Origin of the sequence: Pseudomonas extremorientalis, from assembly GCF_024584605.1 — a bacterium.
Classification (GTDB): domain Bacteria; phylum Pseudomonadota; class Gammaproteobacteria; order Pseudomonadales; family Pseudomonadaceae; genus Aquipseudomonas; species Aquipseudomonas extremorientalis.
In genome coordinates, this window is sequence record NZ_CP089519.1 from 4,462,132 (window position 1) to 4,479,837 (window position 17,706).

19 protein-coding genes are annotated in these 17,706 nt (G+C 60.9%); 7 read left to right on the plus strand and 12 right to left on the minus strand.

Going from position 1 to position 17,706, the window contains the following annotated elements; translation table 11 throughout:
* Positions 1-3 precede the first annotated feature (3 nt).
* The 3 genes from ngg to LUU92_RS20035 all read left to right on the plus strand — a co-directional run bounded on the left by ngg (position 4) and on the right by LUU92_RS20035 (position 3,302).
* Positions 4-1,752 carry an N-acetylglutaminylglutamine synthetase gene (ngg, locus tag LUU92_RS20025; RefSeq protein WP_257102553.1) on the plus strand — a complete coding sequence of 583 codons (1,749 nt, stop codon included), beginning with the start codon at positions 4-6 and terminating at the stop codon, positions 1,750-1,752.
* Between the two features lie 78 nt (positions 1,753-1,830).
* A complete protein-coding gene (locus tag LUU92_RS20030; protein WP_033900901.1) occupies positions 1,831-3,015 on the plus strand; it encodes an osmoprotectant NAGGN system M42 family peptidase in 1,185 nt (394 codons plus the stop codon).
* Positions 3,016-3,074: 59 nt separating this feature from the next.
* A complete protein-coding gene (locus LUU92_RS20035; RefSeq protein WP_003192759.1) occupies positions 3,075-3,302 on the plus strand; it encodes a YheU family protein in 228 nt (75 codons plus the stop codon).
* Between the two features lie 2 nt (positions 3,303-3,304).
* Here LUU92_RS20035 and csrA read toward each other — a convergent pair whose 3' ends face one another.
* Positions 3,305-3,508 carry a carbon storage regulator CsrA gene (gene csrA, locus LUU92_RS20040; protein WP_071490756.1) on the minus strand — a complete coding sequence of 68 codons (204 nt, stop codon included), beginning with the start codon at positions 3,506-3,508 and terminating at the stop codon, positions 3,305-3,307.
* A gap of 129 nt (positions 3,509-3,637) precedes the next feature.
* The gene (locus LUU92_RS20045; protein ID WP_071490757.1) at positions 3,638-4,453 is read right to left on the minus strand and encodes an SDR family oxidoreductase; all 816 of its coding nucleotides are present in this window, start codon (positions 4,451-4,453) and stop codon (positions 3,638-3,640) included.
* A gap of 327 nt (positions 4,454-4,780) precedes the next feature.
* Between LUU92_RS20045 and LUU92_RS20050 the strand changes: the two genes are divergently transcribed.
* Positions 4,781-4,933 carry a DUF3309 family protein gene (locus tag LUU92_RS20050; RefSeq protein WP_015885095.1) on the plus strand — a complete coding sequence of 51 codons (153 nt, stop codon included), beginning with the start codon at positions 4,781-4,783 and terminating at the stop codon, positions 4,931-4,933.
* A gap of 54 nt (positions 4,934-4,987) precedes the next feature.
* Here the strand turns inward: LUU92_RS20050 and LUU92_RS20055 are convergent, their stop codons facing one another.
* The 5 genes from LUU92_RS20055 to LUU92_RS20075 all read right to left on the minus strand — a co-directional run bounded on the left by LUU92_RS20055 (position 4,988) and on the right by LUU92_RS20075 (position 10,649).
* Entirely contained in the window at positions 4,988-7,075 is a 2,088-nt protein-coding gene (locus tag LUU92_RS20055; protein ID WP_071490758.1) for an LTA synthase family protein, read from the minus strand.
* A gap of 289 nt (positions 7,076-7,364) precedes the next feature.
* Positions 7,365-7,556 carry a PLDc N-terminal domain-containing protein gene (locus LUU92_RS20060; protein ID WP_003192770.1) on the minus strand — a complete coding sequence of 64 codons (192 nt, stop codon included), beginning with the start codon at positions 7,554-7,556 and terminating at the stop codon, positions 7,365-7,367.
* Between the two features lie 67 nt (positions 7,557-7,623).
* Positions 7,624-8,154 carry a hypothetical protein gene (locus tag LUU92_RS20065; RefSeq protein WP_071490759.1) on the minus strand — a complete coding sequence of 177 codons (531 nt, stop codon included), beginning with the start codon at positions 8,152-8,154 and terminating at the stop codon, positions 7,624-7,626.
* A 42-nt stretch (positions 8,155-8,196) separates the two neighbouring features.
* Entirely contained in the window at positions 8,197-8,712 is a 516-nt protein-coding gene (locus tag LUU92_RS20070) for an ankyrin repeat domain-containing protein (RefSeq protein ID WP_071490760.1), read from the minus strand.
* 110 nt (positions 8,713-8,822) lie between these two features.
* The gene (locus LUU92_RS20075) at positions 8,823-10,649 is read right to left on the minus strand and encodes a long-chain-acyl-CoA synthetase (protein ID WP_071490761.1); all 1,827 of its coding nucleotides are present in this window, start codon (positions 10,647-10,649) and stop codon (positions 8,823-8,825) included.
* Between the two features lie 352 nt (positions 10,650-11,001).
* Between LUU92_RS20075 and LUU92_RS20080 the strand changes: the two genes are divergently transcribed.
* On the plus strand, positions 11,002-11,280 hold the full coding sequence (locus tag LUU92_RS20080) for a DUF3509 domain-containing protein (protein ID WP_003172952.1): 279 nt from the start codon (positions 11,002-11,004) through the stop codon (positions 11,278-11,280).
* 58 nt (positions 11,281-11,338) lie between these two features.
* Here LUU92_RS20080 and LUU92_RS20085 read toward each other — a convergent pair whose 3' ends face one another.
* The 4 genes from LUU92_RS20085 to aroC all read right to left on the minus strand — a co-directional run bounded on the left by LUU92_RS20085 (position 11,339) and on the right by aroC (position 14,607).
* On the minus strand, positions 11,339-11,608 hold the full coding sequence (locus LUU92_RS20085) for a response regulator transcription factor (RefSeq protein ID WP_071490762.1): 270 nt from the start codon (positions 11,606-11,608) through the stop codon (positions 11,339-11,341).
* 209 nt (positions 11,609-11,817) lie between these two features.
* Positions 11,818-12,348, minus strand: a complete 531-nt coding sequence (locus tag LUU92_RS20090) for an acireductone dioxygenase (protein ID WP_257102554.1) — start codon at positions 12,346-12,348, stop codon at positions 11,818-11,820.
* A complete protein-coding gene (locus LUU92_RS20095; RefSeq protein WP_257102555.1) occupies positions 12,345-13,505 on the minus strand; it encodes an MFS transporter in 1,161 nt (386 codons plus the stop codon). The genes LUU92_RS20090 and LUU92_RS20095 overlap by 4 nt, the downstream gene beginning before the upstream one ends.
* Before the next feature lie 10 nt (positions 13,506-13,515).
* Positions 13,516-14,607 carry a chorismate synthase gene (aroC, locus tag LUU92_RS20100; RefSeq protein ID WP_071490765.1) on the minus strand — a complete coding sequence of 364 codons (1,092 nt, stop codon included), beginning with the start codon at positions 14,605-14,607 and terminating at the stop codon, positions 13,516-13,518.
* A gap of 143 nt (positions 14,608-14,750) precedes the next feature.
* Here aroC and LUU92_RS20105 point away from each other — a divergent pair, with 143 nt between their 5' ends.
* On the plus strand, positions 14,751-15,713 hold the full coding sequence (locus tag LUU92_RS20105) for an alpha/beta hydrolase (protein WP_222540154.1): 963 nt from the start codon (positions 14,751-14,753) through the stop codon (positions 15,711-15,713).
* Positions 15,714-15,812: 99 nt separating this feature from the next.
* On the plus strand, positions 15,813-16,619 hold the full coding sequence (locus LUU92_RS20110) for a hypothetical protein (protein ID WP_058424625.1): 807 nt from the start codon (positions 15,813-15,815) through the stop codon (positions 16,617-16,619).
* 148 nt (positions 16,620-16,767) lie between these two features.
* On the opposite strand, the gene prmB is transcribed toward LUU92_RS20110, so the two are convergent.
* Complete coding sequence (gene prmB, locus LUU92_RS20115; protein WP_071490767.1) at positions 16,768-17,676, minus strand: 50S ribosomal protein L3 N(5)-glutamine methyltransferase; 909 nt, start codon at positions 17,674-17,676, stop codon at positions 16,768-16,770.
* Positions 17,677-17,706 lie beyond the last annotated feature (30 nt).

Genomic DNA, 17,706 nt, shown 5'->3' on the forward strand with positions numbered 1-17,706 from the left:
TTGATGAAACCTCTCGCAGCGGCCTACAGCCAACGCTTGATCAAGGGCCAGGCGCCGACCTACGAGCGCCTGCAGGCGCGCCTGGCGGAAGACGGCAGCCCATTGGCCGCCGAGCCGATTGCGGTGCATTGCGGCTGGGGCCGGTTGCTGATCGGGCATACCTTTCCCGACCCGGCCAGCCTGGCCCAGGAACTGCTCCATGAGCAGCCGGGTGAGCGTGACATTGCTCTGTACGTGGCGGCGCCCCAGCAGATCCTGGGCATCGATCCCCAGCAGCTGTTTCTCGACCCCTCCGACACGCTGCGCCTGTGGTTCAGCGACTATCGCCCGGCTACCCGGGTATTTCGCGGCTTCCGCATCCGGCGGGTGCAGACCGAGGCCGATTGGCTGGCGGTGAACCAACTGTACCAGGGGCGCGGCATGTTGCCGGTCGACGCTGAACGCCTCACGCCGCGCCATCAGGGCGGCCCGGTGTACTGGCTGGCGGAAGATGAAGACAGCGGCGCAGTAATCGGCAGCGTGATGGGGCTGAGTCACCAGAAGGCGTTTCATGACCCGGAAAACGGTTGCAGCCTGTGGTGCCTGGCGGTCGACCCGCTGTGTACGCGCCCCGGCGTGGGCGAAGTACTGGTGCGCCATCTGGTGGAACACTTCATGAGTCGTGGCCTGAGCTACCTGGACCTGTCGGTGTTGCACGATAACCGCCAGGCCAAGAATCTCTACGCCAAGCTCGGTTTTCGCGCGCTGACCACCTTTGCGATCAAGCGCAAGAATGGGATCAACCAACCGTTGTTCCTCGGCCCTGGCCCGCAGGCGGGGTTCAACCCCTATGCGCGGATCATCGTCGAGGAAGCCCATCGGCGCGGTATCGATGTACAGGTGGATGACGCCGATGCCGGGCTGTTCACCCTGAGCCATGGCGGGCGCCGTGTGCGTTGCCGTGAGTCCTTGAGCGACCTGACCAGCTCGATCAGCATGACCTTGTGCCAGGACAAAAGCCTGACGCACAAGGTGCTGAAGGCCGCCGGTTTGAAAGTACCCTCGCAGCAACTGGCGGGCAGCGCGGATGACAACCTGGAGTTCCTCGATGAGCACCAGCGCATCGTGGTCAAGCCGCTGGATGGCGAGCAGGGTCAGGGCGTCGCCGTGGATCTGCAAAGTATCGAAGAGGTGCAGCAAGCCATTGAAGCGGCGCGGCAGTTCGACAGCCGCGTGTTGCTGGAAAGCTTTCACGAAGGCCTGGACCTGCGCATCCTGGTCATCGGTTTCGAGGTGGTGGCCGCCGCGATCCGCCGTCCTGCGGAAGTCACCGGTGACGGTCATCACTCCATTGGCGCATTGATCGAAGCCCAGAGCCGCCGTCGCCAGGCCGCCACCGACGGTGAAAGTAAAATCCCTCTGGATGGTGAGACCGAACGCACATTGAAAGCCGCTGGCTATGACTACAGCAGCATCCTGCCCCGTGGCCAGACCCTGGCCGTGCGCCGCACCGCCAACCTGCATACCGGTGGTTGCCTGGAAGACGTCACCGCCATCCTGCACCCCACGCTGGTGGACGCCGCCGTGCGCGCCGCCCGCGCCCTGGATATTCCCATGGTGGGGCTGGACCTGATGGTGCCCGCCGCCGACCAACCCGAGTACGTGTTTATCGAAGCCAACGAACGGGCCGGCCTGGCCAATCACGAGCCGCAACCGACCGCGGAGAAGTTTGTGGATTTGTTGTTTCCCCATAGCCAGCCTGCCACTCAATAACCCTGTGACCAGGGGACCTCTTGTGGTGAGCCAGCTAGCCACAACACGGCTGCTCGCCACACCTCATCAGGAGTCTTTATGAGCCGAAACATCCCCGAACCGGATCTGAACTACCTGCAAAAAGTGCTGCTGGAAATGCTCGCCATCCCCAGCCCCACCGGATTTACCGACACCATCGTGCGCTACGTCGCCGAGCGCCTGGAAGAGCTGGGCATCCCCTTTGAAATGACCCGGCGCGGCACCATCCGCGCCACCCTCAAGGGCCAGAAAAACAGCCCCGACCGTGCGGTATCAGCACACTTGGACACCATTGGCGCCGCCGTGCGCGCCATCAAGGACAATGGCCGCTTGAGCCTGGCGCCGGTGGGTTGCTGGTCGAGCCGCTTTGCCGAAGGCAGCCGCGTCAGCCTGTTTACCGATAACGGCGTGATCCGTGGCAGCGTGTTGCCGTTGATGGCCTCAGGGCATGCGTTCAATACTGCCGTGGATGAAATGCCGGTGAGCTGGGACCATGTGGAATTGCGCCTGGATGCCTACTGCGCCACCCGTGCCGACTGCGATTCCCTGGGCATTGGCATCGGTGACTATGTCGCCTTCGACCCGCTGCCGGAATTCACCGAGAGCGGGCACATCAGCGCCCGGCACCTGGACGACAAAGCCGGCGTTGCCGCGCTGCTGGCCGCGCTCAAGGCCATCGTCGACAGTGGCGAGCCGTTGCTGATCGACTGCCATCCGCTGTTCACCATCACCGAGGAAACCGGCAGTGGCGCAGCGGCCGCACTGCCCTGGGACGTCAGTGAGTTTGTCGGCATCGACATTGCGCCGGTCGCCCCCGGCCAGCACTCCAGCGAGCATGCGGTGAGCGTCGCGATGCAGGATTCCGGCGGGCCGTACGACTATCACCTGTCGCGGCATTTGCTGCGCCTGGCGTCGGACAATGAGTTACCAGTGCGCCGCGATTTGTTCCGCTACTACTTCAGCGACGCGCACTCGGCCGTCACCGCCGGCCACGACATCCGCACCGCGTTGCTGGCGTTCGGGTGCGATGCGACCCACGGCTACGAGCGCACGCATATCGACAGTCTGGCGGCGCTGAGTCGTCTATTGGGCGCCTACATTCTCAGCCCGCCCGTGTTCGCCAGCGATGCACAGCCGGCACAGGGTTCCCTGGACCGGTTCAGTCACCAGATCGAGCACGAGACGCAGATGGAAAGCGACACGCGAGTGCCGTCGGTGGATAGCCTGGTGGGCAACAAGTCCTGAGACTGGCAACTACGGTCCCGGCGCAGTAGGATCGCCGGGATCCATCACCCGAGGCTTGTATGCTGATTCCCTACGATGCACTTGAAGTCGACACGCTCACACGCCTGATCGAAGACTTCGTGACCCGCGACGGCACCGACAATGGCGACGACACGCCGCTGGAAACCCGCGTACTGCGTGTGCGCCAGGCACTGACCAAGGGCCAGGCGCTGATCGTGTTCGACCCGGAAAGCGAGCAGTGCCAGTTGATGCTCAAGCACGACGTGCCCAAGCATCTGTTCGACTGACGTCAGAGATTGGGCACCTGCACCGGATGGGTGCTGGCGGCCTGGCGCTCGCGGATTTTCTGATGCACCTCCGCGCGATGTACATGCACCCCGGCCGGCGCTTCAACGCCAAACTTCACCTGGGTACCGTTCAACTCGAGGATATGCACGGCGATGTCATCGCCAATGGAGATGACTTCGCCTATGGCGCGGCTTAAAACCAGCATGGCGGTTGTCCTTTTAACAGTGAAAGGACCTCGACCATGCGCGCAGGCTGTGGTGTGCATCAATGGCTTGCCGTGAAATCAGGCACTACTTACATGTGTAGGTAAAATGCCTGACAGACCACTTCCCGGTCAGCCTTTGGCGGCCTGTGCCTTGGCGCGCATTTTGTCGGCCATGCTGGTCATTTCGTCATACAACAACTGCGGGTTCTTCTGCTTCAACGCCCATGCCATGCGCCCTTGTTCGTGGGGCAGGATCATGAACTCACCTTCCGCGACCCGCTGATAGATGTAATCGGCGATATCCGCCGCCGAAATCGGCGAGCTTTCCAGCAACTTGCCCACCTGGGCCTTCATGGCCGGGGTCGGCCCACGGAAGGAATCCAGCAGATTGGTCTGGAAGAACGATGGGCACACCACATGTACACCGATTTCCTGCTGCTTGAGCTCCACCAGCAGACTCTCCGACAACGCCACCACACCCGCCTTGGCTACGTTGTAGTTGCTCATGGCCGGCCCCTGCATCAGCGCGGCCATGGAGGCGATGTTGATGATGCGGCCCTTGCTCTTTTCCAACAGCGGCAGGAACGCCTTGCAGCCCTTGACCACGCCCATCAGGTTGATTGCGATCTGCCAGTCCCAGTCCTCCAGGGACAACTCGGCAAAGAAACCGCCTGACGCCACGCCTGCGTTGTTGACGATCACATCGATACCGCCCAGCTTGACCTCACAGGCCTGGGCGAACGCGGTGAGCTGGCTGTAGTCGCGCACGTCGCAGCGCTGGATAAAACCTTCGCCACCGGCCTCGCGCACCAGCCTGAGGGTTTCCTGCAGGCCGGGCTCGCTCACGTCCGACAAGGCCAACTGCCAGCCCTCACGGGCCCAGCGCAGAGCGATTTCACGACCCAGGCCGGACCCGGCGCCAGTGATCATCATGCGATTTTGCATAGGAAGTTGCCTTGTGGTTCACGGAAGAAGTGACCGGCAGTGTAGCGAAGGTTTTTCCTGCCCCCATCCACCATCAGAGTGATGAATGCCCCTGGCAAACCGTGGGCCGGGTCGGATGTTCGCGTATAGCCTAAGTTCAATATTTTTCAACTAATAGGTTTAGTTGCGAGCGCATTAAAAGAAATAAGCCTGTGTGCGAAATGCTTTAAAAAAATACTGAATTTTCTGCGAAGAACCACAGTCGGAGTTGTTAAGGCGTCTGTCTTTAATATGCGGGCCTATCGTTAAACAACCGGTCTTTGCAGAAGGCCAATAAGGAAAAAAACCATGAGCCTCATTCTGATCATTATCTTGATCCTCCTGCTGGTCGGCGGTCTGCCAGTGTTCCCTCACTCACGTAACTGGGGCTATGGCCCGTCAGGTATCCTGGGCGTTGTCCTGGTGGTGCTGCTGGTACTGTTGTTGCTTGGGCGTATATAAACGCCAGGCAAAAAAAGAGGCCCTTTAAAGGGCCTCTTTTTTATGGCCGGTTAATTAGTCCGGCTTGCCGTTGACCACACCGGCGGTGTTATCCAACAGGCTCTTGGTAGCGGTCTGCAGGAACGACTCAAGTTTCTGCTTCAGTGCCGCCTCGTCCGGCGACTCGGGAATCACTTTACCGGTCGGGTTGGCGCCCAGTTCGTATTCCCACAACTTCGGTGGCATTTCCTTCGGCAGCACCAGAATGCGATCTGCCGTCACCAATGCCACGGTTTGATCGCTGCCCGATGGCTTGATCACACCAAAACCCTTATCGCCTTCCGGCAGGTTCAACAGGTCACGGCCCCAGCACTGGTGCAGGGTATCGCCACCCAGGCGGCCCATGATGGTTGGCACGATGTCGATCTGGGTGCCCACGGTGTGGTCACGCTCGCCGAACTTTTCCTGCATGCCTGGCGCGATCATCAGCATCGGCACGTTGAAACGGCCCAGGTCCATTTCGGTGATCTGCTGCTCGTTGCCGAAGCCATGGTCACCCACGATGACGAACAGGGTTTCCTTGAAGTAAGGCTCCTTGCGGGCCTTCTCAAAGAACTGGCCCAGGGCCCAGTCGGAATAGCGCATGGCGGTCAAATGCTCGTTGAGGCTGCCACGGTCGGTGACTTTCTCAACTGGCAACGGCGTCGGCAACGCGTACGGCGTGTGGTTGGACAGGGTTTGCAGCAACGCATAGAAGGGCTTGCCGCCTTCACGCGCCTTGAGCTCTTCCAGGCCACGGTTGAACATATCCTGGTCAGACACGCCCCACGTCGGGTCGGAGAACACCGGGTCGACGAAGTCATTGCGACCGATGAAGTTGGTCATGCCCTGGTTGCTGAAAAAGCCCGACTGGTTGTCCCAGGCGAAATCGCCGTTGTACACATACACGTCGTCAAACTTGCGCGCGCTGAGCAACTGCGGCAGGCCCGACAGCTTGTGGCTGCCTTCCGGGGTCTGCATCAGGTATTCGAAGCCCGGCAGGTTCGGGAAGCACGCCATGGTGGCGAACATACCCTGGTGGGTATGGGTGCCGTTGGAGAAGAAACGGTCGAACAGCAGGCCTTCCTTGGACAGTTTGTCGAAGTACGGCGTGATGTTGCCCGGACGACCCAAGGCGCCGACCGAGTGACCGGCGAAGCTTTCCATGAGGATCACGACCACGTTCTTGATCGGCAGGGTCTTCTCGGCCGGCGGCATGTAGTCGCGGCGCACGGCGGCGATGTCGGTATCCACCAGTTTCTCTTGCGGCAGCACCAGCATGTCACGCACGGTCTGGGTGGCCAGCGGCTGGTCGAGGGTGGCCTTCCAGATATTGGAGCGATCTTCGGAGAACCGTGACTTGGCCGCGGCGATCAGCGACAAGGTGCCGTTGAGGCCCAACTGGTTGGCGAAGTTCGAATCCGTAGTGTAGACATCCCCCCAACGCAGCGGCGGCCCCTGGCGCAGGGTGCCACGGATGGCGACCACGGCGATCAGCAGGCAGACCACGAACACCGCGATGCGCGTGTACCACGGCGCGACCTGGCGAGTGCCGATGCTGCCACCGCTGAACGGGCCACGCGGGCGTGTGGCGCGGTCGGCGCCTTTGAACGCCATGCTCAGGATCAACGTACCCACGGCCCAGGCCAGCAAGTAGCGCACCACCGGGAAACCGTACCAGAGCATGCTCATCACGGTCTTCGGGTCTTCCTTCACATATTGAAAGACCAGGCCGTTGAGGCGCTGGTGGAACTCGCGGTAGAAGTCCATTTCCATCAGGCCCAGGAACAGGGCGATGCTGGACGCGACGGTCAGCCACAAACGGAAGAACCCACGCGCAGCCATGGCGCGGACGCTGAACAAGGCCAGCAGCAGCGGGACCAGCAGGTACATCACCAGGCGAATGTCCAGGCGCAGGCCATTGCCGAACGCTTCGAGGAAGGTCGAGGCCGGCGTGTCGAGGATCATTTCGCGGTTGTAGACCAGCAGCGCCAGGCGCAGCAGGGAGAACATCACCATCATGACCAGTGCGCAGAGCAGCGTGTACGCCAGATGGGATTTGACGGTCGGTTGCAGCAGGCGATTAGAAGCTCGCTGCTGACTCAGGGCGTCCGGGTTTGCCATGTCGTTTCAGGACCCATTGGAAGTTTAAGTGACGAAGTAGTGCAGTGGCGCGAATGGTGCCCGATCAACGGCGGCAAGGCTATTAATTACTGAACGTGCACCGACGCTCCGCCTTTAGTGGCTCTTGGGACAGGGCCTTGGCAGGAAGATAAAGCCGGCGAATTGTCTTGGAAGGGATGTGAAAATTTTGTGCAGCGAATATTTCGAAACACAAAATGAATTGAAGGGTAAACCCGTGGCCCGACAGCGGCCGAGCCAGGGTTCGACAGCTGCCAGGTGGTGTGCGAGATCAGATCCGCACATTACCCCGTGGTCCGGCAATCGCCCAGATGATCAGGCCCAGCACCGGCAGCAGCAGGATCAACAAGATCCACAACACCTTGGCGCCCGTGCTTGCGCCGCTTTTGAATACGTTGATGATCGCCCAGATATCCAGCGCGAGGATGATCAGCCCGATCAAGCTATTAAACGTGGAACCCATGGTGTCGCTCCTAAGTGAGGGCATGCCCTTGTAGGATAGTCAGCCCTCACGGGGGTTCCGTTTTATTTCAGACGTGAACCGCGACTTTCAGCGCTTCCAGGGACGGTTCGCCCTTGATGCCGATTTCGGCGCACAGCTCCAGCACGCGCGGCAGGTCGTTGCCGTACACCAGTACCGCCTGGATCTCGTCATCCAGCAGTTGGCTGAAGTTGAGCAGCACATAGCCGCCATCCTCCGGGCTGAGGGCGCTCATCTGGATCTGGATGCGGTTGAGTGCGGTCAGGTCTTCGGTCTTGGCCAGTTGCTTGGGCTTGAGGTTGAACGCAACGCCCGGGCCGAACGACGCGACGATCTGCGCGAACAGGTCACCATAGGTGTCGGCCTGGAACAGCACGGTGTCCGGCAGGCTGCCGACCACCACCCACTCACCCAGTGGGATGGGGAAGGTGTCGTCATAGTTGATATCCGGGTTGGCCGCCAGAAACGCGGCCGGGTCGGCGTAGGCCTGGGCTGCCTCATCGGCGATGCGCGCCACCTCGTCCTCGCCCATGACGCCGGCGCTGATTTTGCTGATGAGTTCGACGAGGGCGGTTTTCATGGGAATGGTCCTGTAGCGGGCTGGCTTTTGAGGGCGCGTAGCCTACACCAGTTTCTGCAACTGCGCCGTCGTATCCACCGCGCCCATGGTTTGCGCGGCAGCCAGTGCGGTGGCGCCATTAGCGTCGGTGGCCTTGGGGTTGGCGCCCTGCCCCAGCAGGTAATCGACCATTTCCACGCGGTTGAACATCGCCGCCATCATCAACGCCGTACGGCCGTCGGAAGACGCGGCGTCCACCGGCGCGCCTCCGTCGATCAGCGCCTTGACCACGTCCAGGTTGCCCTTGAACGCTGCACCGGCCATCGGCAGCTGGTTCTTGTCGTTGGCGATCTGCGGATCGGCCTTGAACTCCAGCAGCACTTTTACCGCCTCGGCATGGCCGTGATAAGCCGCGAGCATCAGCAAGGTGTCGCCGTTGTGGTTGCGCAAGTTGGCCGGCAAGCCTTTGGCCAGCAGCGCAGCGAGCATGGCGGCGTCGCCTTTGCGGGCAACGTCGAAGACCTGCTCGGCAAATTCGGCGGCTTCGTCTTCGGTCATTTGTTTGGCTTGGTCTGACATGTGGGGCTCCTTGTCTGGTCCTTTATATGGCGCCCAGTGTCACGAGGGAGTTCCCCCCTGTCATGGCTTTTTTGTCAAAAGCGGCCATAGGCAGAATCAATGGCGCTACTTTAATAACGAAAATGCCCACCCTGGATCTGCGCCAGCAATTGCCCGGTGACCGGCACATAACTGTCCGACCCCGGCAGCCAGGCGTAGACCGGGTCATTGCCCGCCTTGTCCGGGTCGAAGGCTTCCTCCTTGAGCCGCACCTTCTGATATTTGAAGGTGCCGGTGGTTTCCATCTTCACCTTGATCCGCAGGAACAATGGCACGGCATAGTGCGGCAACTGGCCGTGGGCGAACTGCAGCAACTCACGCATGTCCAGGGCAGCCAGCGATTCGCTCGGGGTGATGGCGACCATGCCGGCACGGCCGTTGGTGTTTTCGATTTCCACGCCATAGGCCACGACTTCAGCGATCTGCGGATGTTGCAACAGGATGTTCTCCACTTCGGTGGTGGAGACGTTTTCTCCCTTCCAGCGATAGGTGTCGCCCAGGCGGTCGACGAACTGTGCATGGCCGAAGCCGATACTGCGCACCAGATCGCCGGTATTGAAGTAGCGGTCGCCCTTCTCGAACACATCCGTGAGGATCACCTTGCGGTTTTTTTCCGGGTCGGTGTACCCGTCATAGGGCGACTTTTCATCGATCCTGGCCAGCAACAAGCCCTGCCCGCCGGTCTTCACTTTGTGCATGAAACCATCGCCGCCACGGATCGGTTCACCCGTGTCGTGGGCGTAGTCCACCAACGCCCAGTGTTGCAGGCAAAAGCCGACGGTGTTGTCGAAATTCAATATGTTGGTAAAACCGATATTGCCGTCGCTGGCGGCGTACAACTCGCAGACATGCTCCACGCCGTAGCGCGCCTTGAATTGCGCCCACACGCCAGGGCGCAGGCCATTGCCGACCATCTTGGTCACGCGGTGATCACGGTCGTTTTCGGCCGCTGGCTGGTCGAGCAGGTAGCGGCATAGTTCGCCGACGTAGCCGAGGGTGGTCGCCTTGAATCTGCGCGCATCCTCCCAGAACTGACTGGCGCTGAACTTGCGCCGGATAGCGAAACCGGACGCCCCGACAATCGCCGAGCCCCAGCACACACAGAGGCCGGTGGCGTGGTACAGCGGCAGGGTGCAATAAAGAACATCCTCCGGCCCCATGTCCAGCGCAATGCTGCCGAAGCTGATCGCGGTCTTGGTCCAGCGGCCATGTTTCATGATGCCGGCCTTGGGCAGCCCGGTGGTGCCGGAGGTATAGATATAGAAGCAGGGGTCGTTGAAGAAAATCTGCGCGGTACTCGGCAGGTTATCTACCGGCCCACCAGCGCTGGCAGCCATCAGGTCACAATACCCATCGGGCAGCGCAGTGGCTTGCTGGTCCGCGACAAACCAGGTGCGTTCAGCGGGAATGCTCACCTGCTCACGTACCGCGTCATAGGAAGCCACCAATTCCGCACCGGCCACAATCGCCACCGGGTTCACCAGGTTGAGGCTGTGCAGCAGCGCCGCCTGGGTCTGCGCGGTATTGAGCATCGCGCAGATGCCGCCCAGCTTGGCCACGGCCAGCACACTGAGCAGCAACTCGGGACGGTTTTCGATAAAGATCGCCACCACATCGCCCTTGCCGATGCCCTGGGCTTGCAGATGGTGGGCAATACGGTTGGCCTGCTGGTTGGCTTCGCTGTAGCTGAGCACGCGCTCGCCGTACAACAAGGCGGTGCCATCCGGGTTGCGCAGGGTGGCTTGTTCAAACTGCCAGCCCAGGCCACAGGGCTGAGCGGGGTCGGTGACATTGGCGGCCCGCATGCCGCGCACCACCCGAGGCAGAGCACGAACAATGGCCGGCACCTTACGCAGCATCATGCCCCAGGTGATCATGTCGTTTTGCGGGTGGCTCATGGGAACGTCCTTTTTCTTATTGTTCGTAAACCTTGCAGAAAAGTACGTCAGGCCCTCTTCGGCTGTACACGCAGGATTTGAAAAGTTTTGTATCCCGATAAGCGAACGCTGAAAAAAGGAATTAAGCCAGGCAGAGAGAGTCATTATGAGTAATGAGGCACCTGCCCGAGCGCGCCCAGCAACGCAAAATGCAGGATGCATGATGGCCATTCATGCAAATTGCACGAATCCGGAAATTTTGTATTTTTATAACTCATTGATTTATAACGATATTTATCTAAATCACTAGCTGGCACAATCACTGCACCTATCTCTCCATGCTTGCCCACTTGAGCCAACGGAGCTGATAGACATGAGCCTGATCCAAGATAAATTCGCTTCAGTATTCTCCAACTACGATGTCACCACCCAGCCTCGTCCAGACGGCGGCATCCTGCTGACCCTGCGCAACAGCGAAGGTAAACAGGTCAAGCGTTCGATCTCCTATCAGCAGTTGCACACTGCCGATCAGCTGACCTGGGTCATCAGCGCCATTCGCCGCGACCTGGCTGAACAGGCCAGCGAGTTGCCGCAGATTTCGATGCTGCAAAGCCAGAACCGCTTTGCCTTGCCGACCTACCACTCGGCTTAAGCCTGAAATACCCAAAAGGGCCGCGACGCATTGAGCGTCGCGGCCCTTTTTCATGGGTTCAACACAGCCCCTGGCGGCTGGCTTCATTGACGGCTTGTACCCGATTGGTCACTTGCAGCTTGCAATAGATATTACGCAGGTGGAATTTCACGGTTGCTTCGGACGTGGCGCGTATCTGGCTGATCTCCCAGACGGTCTTGCCTTCCGAAGCCCAGCGCAGGATTTCCAACTCCGCCGGAGTCAGGGCCTTGCCAGCCAGGTTCAAACGTCGCCTGATTGCATTGGGTACCGAATATGGCGGTAGAAACGATTCCTTGGGGCCACTCATTAGTTCCTCTCCTTTCTCTGGCTCATGCCGCCCCCTCTTCGGATTCCTCCTATTGACAGGTGACATAAACATTGATGTCGCAGAGGGTTACATAACGAATGGTATTAAGGCGCAGGCCCGCGCATAAACATCCAAGCCTTACAGAAGTTTAAGTTTCTTCCCACAGCAACTTCCAACCTTCAGGGGTTGTAGTTTTTGATCGGTGGGGATTAGTCGTCCAGGCCGGGGAAACGACTGGCAATATCGTCCTCGATGAACTCCGGTATGCATTCTTCAAGCGTATTGAACAGCCGCAGTGTGACAAAGTGCGGGTTCTCCCCCATGTCAATCCAGTGCGGCATACCGGCCGGGATCACAAGCAGGTCGTTTTTCTCGCAACGCACGGCGTATACATAATCGCCTATGTGCAGGGAAAACAGCCCCTGGCCAGCGATGATGAAACGTGCGGCAGCTTCGCTGCAGCGGCGCTCGGCAAGAAAGCCCGCACGCACCTCGGCCTTCTGGAGATGATCCTCCGTCACCCTGAGCACCTGCGCATCCGCGTAGCCCAAGGCTTGAATCTGTGCCTTGTACGCCGCAATCAGTTGCGCATCTGTGGCCCCCTTCTCGATAGAAACCGGTTGCCAACGCTCAAAACGCACGCCGTGCGCGGCCAGGGTCGCAGCAATATCCTCGGGGTGGGTCAGCACCTTGTTCGGGGTGTCCGGTGAAGCAGCGCAGTAGACGGCGACATAACTCATTGAAGGGTTCCTTGGTTCTGCTCGTGCAATCGAAGACCGATGATAAGGGCGGCGGCCAGGGCCGCGACGCTCGCGATACTGAAGGTCAGGGTCGGCCCCAACAGGTTCCAGCTGTAGCCGGCATACAGCGCACCCAGCGCACCGCCGGTGCCGGCCAGGGCGGCGTAGAGCGCCTGGCCCTGGCCTTGTTGCCGGTCACCAAAACTGCGTTGCACAAAGGCAATCGAGGCTGCATGAAAGCTGCCGAACGTGGCAGCGTGCATCACCTGCGCCAGCAACAACACCCAGAAATACTCGGCAAACGACCCCAACAGCAGCCAGCGCAATGCCGCCAACAGGAAGCTCGCCAGCAGTACACGACGCACCGAAACGCGCATGAGGATGCGGCTCATGCCCAGGAACATCAATACTTCCGCCACGACCCCCAGCGCCCAGAGCATGCCGATCACGCCCCGGCTGTAACCCAGGTGTTCGAGGTGCAGCGTGAGGAAGGTGTAATACGGGCCGTGGCTTAGTTGCATCAATGCCACGCAGGCATAAAACGCCAGTACGCCGGGGCTGCGCAATTGCTTGAGGAAGCCATCGCCCGCCAGACGATTGCCGTGGGTCGCGGGCTGCGCATTCGGCACCCACAGGCTGGCGCCGATGATGCCGGCCATGATGACTACGACCACCACCGGGTAGATGTCCAGGCTCAACCAGTCGAACAAGCGGCCCATGATCACCACGGTGAGGATAAACCCGATGGAGCCCCACAGGCGGATCTGGCTGTAGCGCGCCGTCTGCTTTTGCAGGTGCGCGAGGGTGATCACTTCAAATTGCGGCAGTACCGCATGCCAGAAGAATGCATGCAGCGCCATGACCAGGGCCAGCCAGGCGTAGGTATGGCTGACGAAGATCAGCGAAAAACTCGCCAGGGTGCACACCGCACCAAAACGCACGATGGCCAGGCGCCGGCCGGTGTAGTCGCCCAGCCAGCCCCACAGGTTGGGCGCCACGCAACGCATCAGCATGGGAATGGCCACCAGCTCGCCGATGCGCGCACTGGAGAACCCGAGGTGATCGAAGTACAGCGCCAGGAACGGCGCGGTCGCCCCCAGGAGGGCGAAGTAGAACAGGTAGAAGCTGGAGAGGCGCCAGTATGGGAGGGCTGTCACAGCAGCGCCGTCACAACTGGGCCAGCACCGGCGTACTCACGCGCACATCGGCGTTTTGCCCACGATTGCGCAGCAGGTGGTCCATCAACACGATGGCCATCATCGCTTCGGCGATCGGGGTGGCACGGATGCCGACGCATGGGTCGTGGCGGCCCTTGGTGATCACGTCCACCGGGTTGCCGTGCACGTCGATCGAACGCCCTGGCGTGGTGATGCTCGATGTGGCCTTGAGCGCCAGGTGCGCCACGATCGGCTGGCCGGAGGAAATACCGCCGAGGATGCCGCCGGCGTTGTTGCTGAGGAAGCCTTGCGGGGTCAACTCGTCACGGTGCTCGGTGCCACGCTGGGACACACAGGCAAAGCCGGCACCGATTTCAACGCCTTTGACGGCGTTGATGCTCATCAGCGCGTGGGCCAGTTCCGCATCGAGGCGGTCGAAGATCGGCTCGCCCAGTCCCGGCTTCACGCCTTCGGCCACCACGGTGATCCTCGCGCCGACGGAATCCTGGTCGCGGCGCAACTGGTCCATGTAGGCTTCCAGTTCCGGCACCTTGTCCGGGTCCGGGCTGAAGAAGGCGTTGTCCTCGACGCTGTCCCAGGTCTTGAACGGGATTTCAATCGGACCCAGTTGGCTCATGTAGCCCCGGATCACGATGCCCTGGGTGGCCAGGTATTTCTTGGCAATGGCACCGGCGGCCACGCGCATGGCGGTTTCGCGGGCCGAACTGCGGCCGCCGCCACGGTAGTCGCGCTCGCCGTATTTGTGGTGGTAGGTGTAGTCGGCGTGGGCCGGGCGGAACAGGTCTTTGATCGCCGAGTAGTCCTTGGACTTCTGGTCGGTGTTGCGGATCAGCAGGCCGATGGCGCAACCGGTGGTGCGGCCTTCGAACACGCCGGAGAGGATCTCGACTTCGTCCGGCTCCTGGCGCTGGGTGGTGTGGCGGCTGGTGCCGGGCTTGCGGCGGTCGAGGTCACGCTGCAGGTCTTCCAGGGACAGTTCGAGGCCTGGCGGGCAGCCGTCGACAATGGCGACCAACGCCGGGCCATGGCTTTCGCCCGCGGTGGTGACAGTGAACAGCTTGCCGAAGGTATTGCCGGACATGCAGGGCGCTCCGTGAAATCAGTTGAATCAAGTCAACCGTAATAACTTAAGGCGGCCAGTATACGCAGGCTAACCGAGTAGTTCATCCTCGAAACCTTCCCGGTAGACCTTGGTCCAACCGGCACCTTCCCCATGATGGCGCGATGATGCTGCGAGTTCTGCTTTTGACCCTCACCCTGTTTTCCAGCGTTGGCTTCGCCGCCTCCCCGGTCGTGCTGCAAAGGCCCATCAGCCTCGACACCGGCAGTGGCGAGTTGTTTGGCTCACTCTTGTTGCCCAAATCCGATAGGCCAGTCCCGGTTGTACTGATCATCGCCGGCTCCGGTCCCACCGACCGCAACGGCAACAGTGCCGACGGCGCGCGCAACGACAGCCTCAAGCGTCTGGCCTGGGTACTGGCGCGGCACAATATCGCCAGCGTGCGCTACGACAAGCGCGGCGTCGCGGCCAGCCTGGCGGCCACGCCGGATGAGCGCAACCTGACCCTGGATGCCTACGTGGCCGATGCCGTGGCCTGGGGCAAGCGGCTCAAGGCCGACACACGCCTGGGGCCGTTGATTGTGCTGGGTCATAGCGAAGGCGCTTTGGTGGCGACCCTCGCCGCGCCGCAATTGGACCCGGCCGGCGTCATTTCGTTGTCCGGCAGCGCACGCCCGGTAGACCAGGTGATCCGCCAGCAGTTGGCCGATCACCTGCCCCCCGCCCTGCTGCTGCGCAGCAACGAGATCCTCGATCACCTCAAGGCCGGCCAGGTGGATAACGACGTGCCTGGCCCGCTGGAAGGTATTTTCCGCCCCAGTGTGCAGCCGTACCTGATCAGCCTGTTCCGTGCCGACCCATCGGCCGCTTTCGCCCAGTTGCGCATGCCCGCGCTGATCATCCAGGGCACCCACGATATCCAGGTGGGTGTGAGCGACGCCCAGCAATTGAAAAAGGCCAAGCCCGACGCGCAGTTGGCGGTGATCGAAGGCATGAACCACGTGATGCGCATCGTGCCCAACGATGTGAAGCAACAATTGGCCTCCTACAACGATCCGCAACTACCCCTCGCCGCCGAGCTGGGCAGCCGCGTCGTGCGTTTTATCGAAGGACTTCAACCCCATTAAGCGACTATTTGCCTCCAGTCCTGGGAAAACCGGCCGATAAGCCCTGGGTCGACAGTAAAAAGACTGTCGGCTCGCTGGGCTTGGACAGGATCGCGCCGCATGACAACCACTGAAGCAACACCGGAATCCACCGCCGACACCCCGGCTGAAAAAACCGAGGCCGTCGACGCGGCGCCCCTGCCGTGGGCGGATGTCCAGGCCGAGCATTTCAAGATGCTGCGCCTGGCGCCCCTGGCCACCGACCGTGCCACTGGCGTGCGACCGTTGCGGTTCGTGCAGTTCGGCTACGCCGAGCGCAATGACAAACACCACAGCCTGCTGCGCATGGTCATCCAGCTGCCAGGGCAGCGCGTGCGCCGTGAGCAGAACCACCTGGATATCTGGGTCGACCACGACAAGCACCGTGTGCACTTCGGCCCGGGCAACAGCCTCGAAATCGAACCAGCCAACCGGGGTATCGGTCGCTTCCTGGTGGCCCAGGGCGCCGCGTGGGCGAAGAAGAAGTGGTCACACTATCGCGTCGACGGCGTCGACCTGGCCAACAAAGATGCCTTGAACGAGGCCACCCGCCTGCGCCGCGATCACTTCCTGCGCATCCAGGGCTTTGATGTGGCCTACGCCGATGTGCAACACCTCAAAGGTAATGTGCAGCCGGGCAAGGTCGGTGATGTGCTGGACAGTTGGAACACCGAGAAGGTGCAGTTCGTGGAGATTCTCGAAGCCGCGCAGATGCTGCAACAGGCTGAGCAGAACCTGGCGGAGCAGGAAGTGAAGCTGCGCAAGGAAGAGGAAAAGGTCACCAAGTTCAAGCGTGAGGACAGCGGGTTGCGCTTTACCATCACCTGCCTGGTGGCGTTTACGGTGTTTCAGGCGGGGTTGTTGATCTGGATTGCCACCCACCGCTGAAATGAGTCTATGCCTTGAAATAAGGTCTGAATGTGGGAGGGGGCTTGCCCCCGATAGCTGAGTGTCAGTATTTGGAGTAGCTGACTGATCCACCGCCATCGGGGGCAAGCCCCCTCCCACATTGGCCCTATTCGTTCAGTAAGGTGGGTTAAACGCGGGCGGCAAACACCGCCTGATGTTGGCGGCACTGCTCCGCCGTCAACATGAACACCCCATGCCCACCACGCTGGAAGTCCAGCCAGGCGAAGTCCACTTCCGGGTACAACGCCTCGACGTGCACCTGGCTGTTGCCCACCTCCACGATCAGCAAACCTTTCTCGGTCAGGTGGTCCGCCGCTTCGGCCAGCATGCGCCGCACCAGGTTCAAGCCATCATCGCCACAGGCCAGGCCCAGTTCCGGTTCGTGCTGGTATTCGTCGGGCATGTCGGCGAAATCTTCCGCATCCACATACGGCGGGTTCGACACGATCAGGTCAAAACGCTGGCCCGGCAGACCGTCGAAACCGTCACCCTGAACGGTGTACACGCGCTCATCGACGCCATGGCGCTCGATGTTCTGGTTGGCCACTTCCAGGGCTTCGAACGACAGGTCGCCCAGCACCACTTCGGCGTCCTGGAACTCGTAGGCACAGGCAATGCCGATACAGCCGGAGCCGGTGCACAGGTCGAGAATGCGTGCCGGCGGTTGCGCCAGCCAGGGTTCGAAGCGGTTTTCGATCAGCTCGCCGATCGGTGAACGGGGGATGAGCACGCGTTCGTCGACGATGAACGACATGCCGCAGAACCACGCCTCGTTCAACAGGTACGCGGTGGGCACGCGCTCATGGATGCGCCTGTGCAGCAAACGTTGCACATGGGAAACTTCCTCTTCCTCCAGGTTGCAGTCCAGATAACTGTCGGCAATCTCCCACGGCAAGTTCAACGCGCCGAGCACCAATTGACGGGCTTCGTCCCAGGCATTGTCAGTGCCATGCCCGAAAAACAGGTCTTCCCCATGGAAACGGCTGACAGCCCAACGGATGTGGTCGCGCAACGTGCGCAGGCGGGATGTGATCACGGGGGCAAGCTCCTGGAAAAAACGACTGGT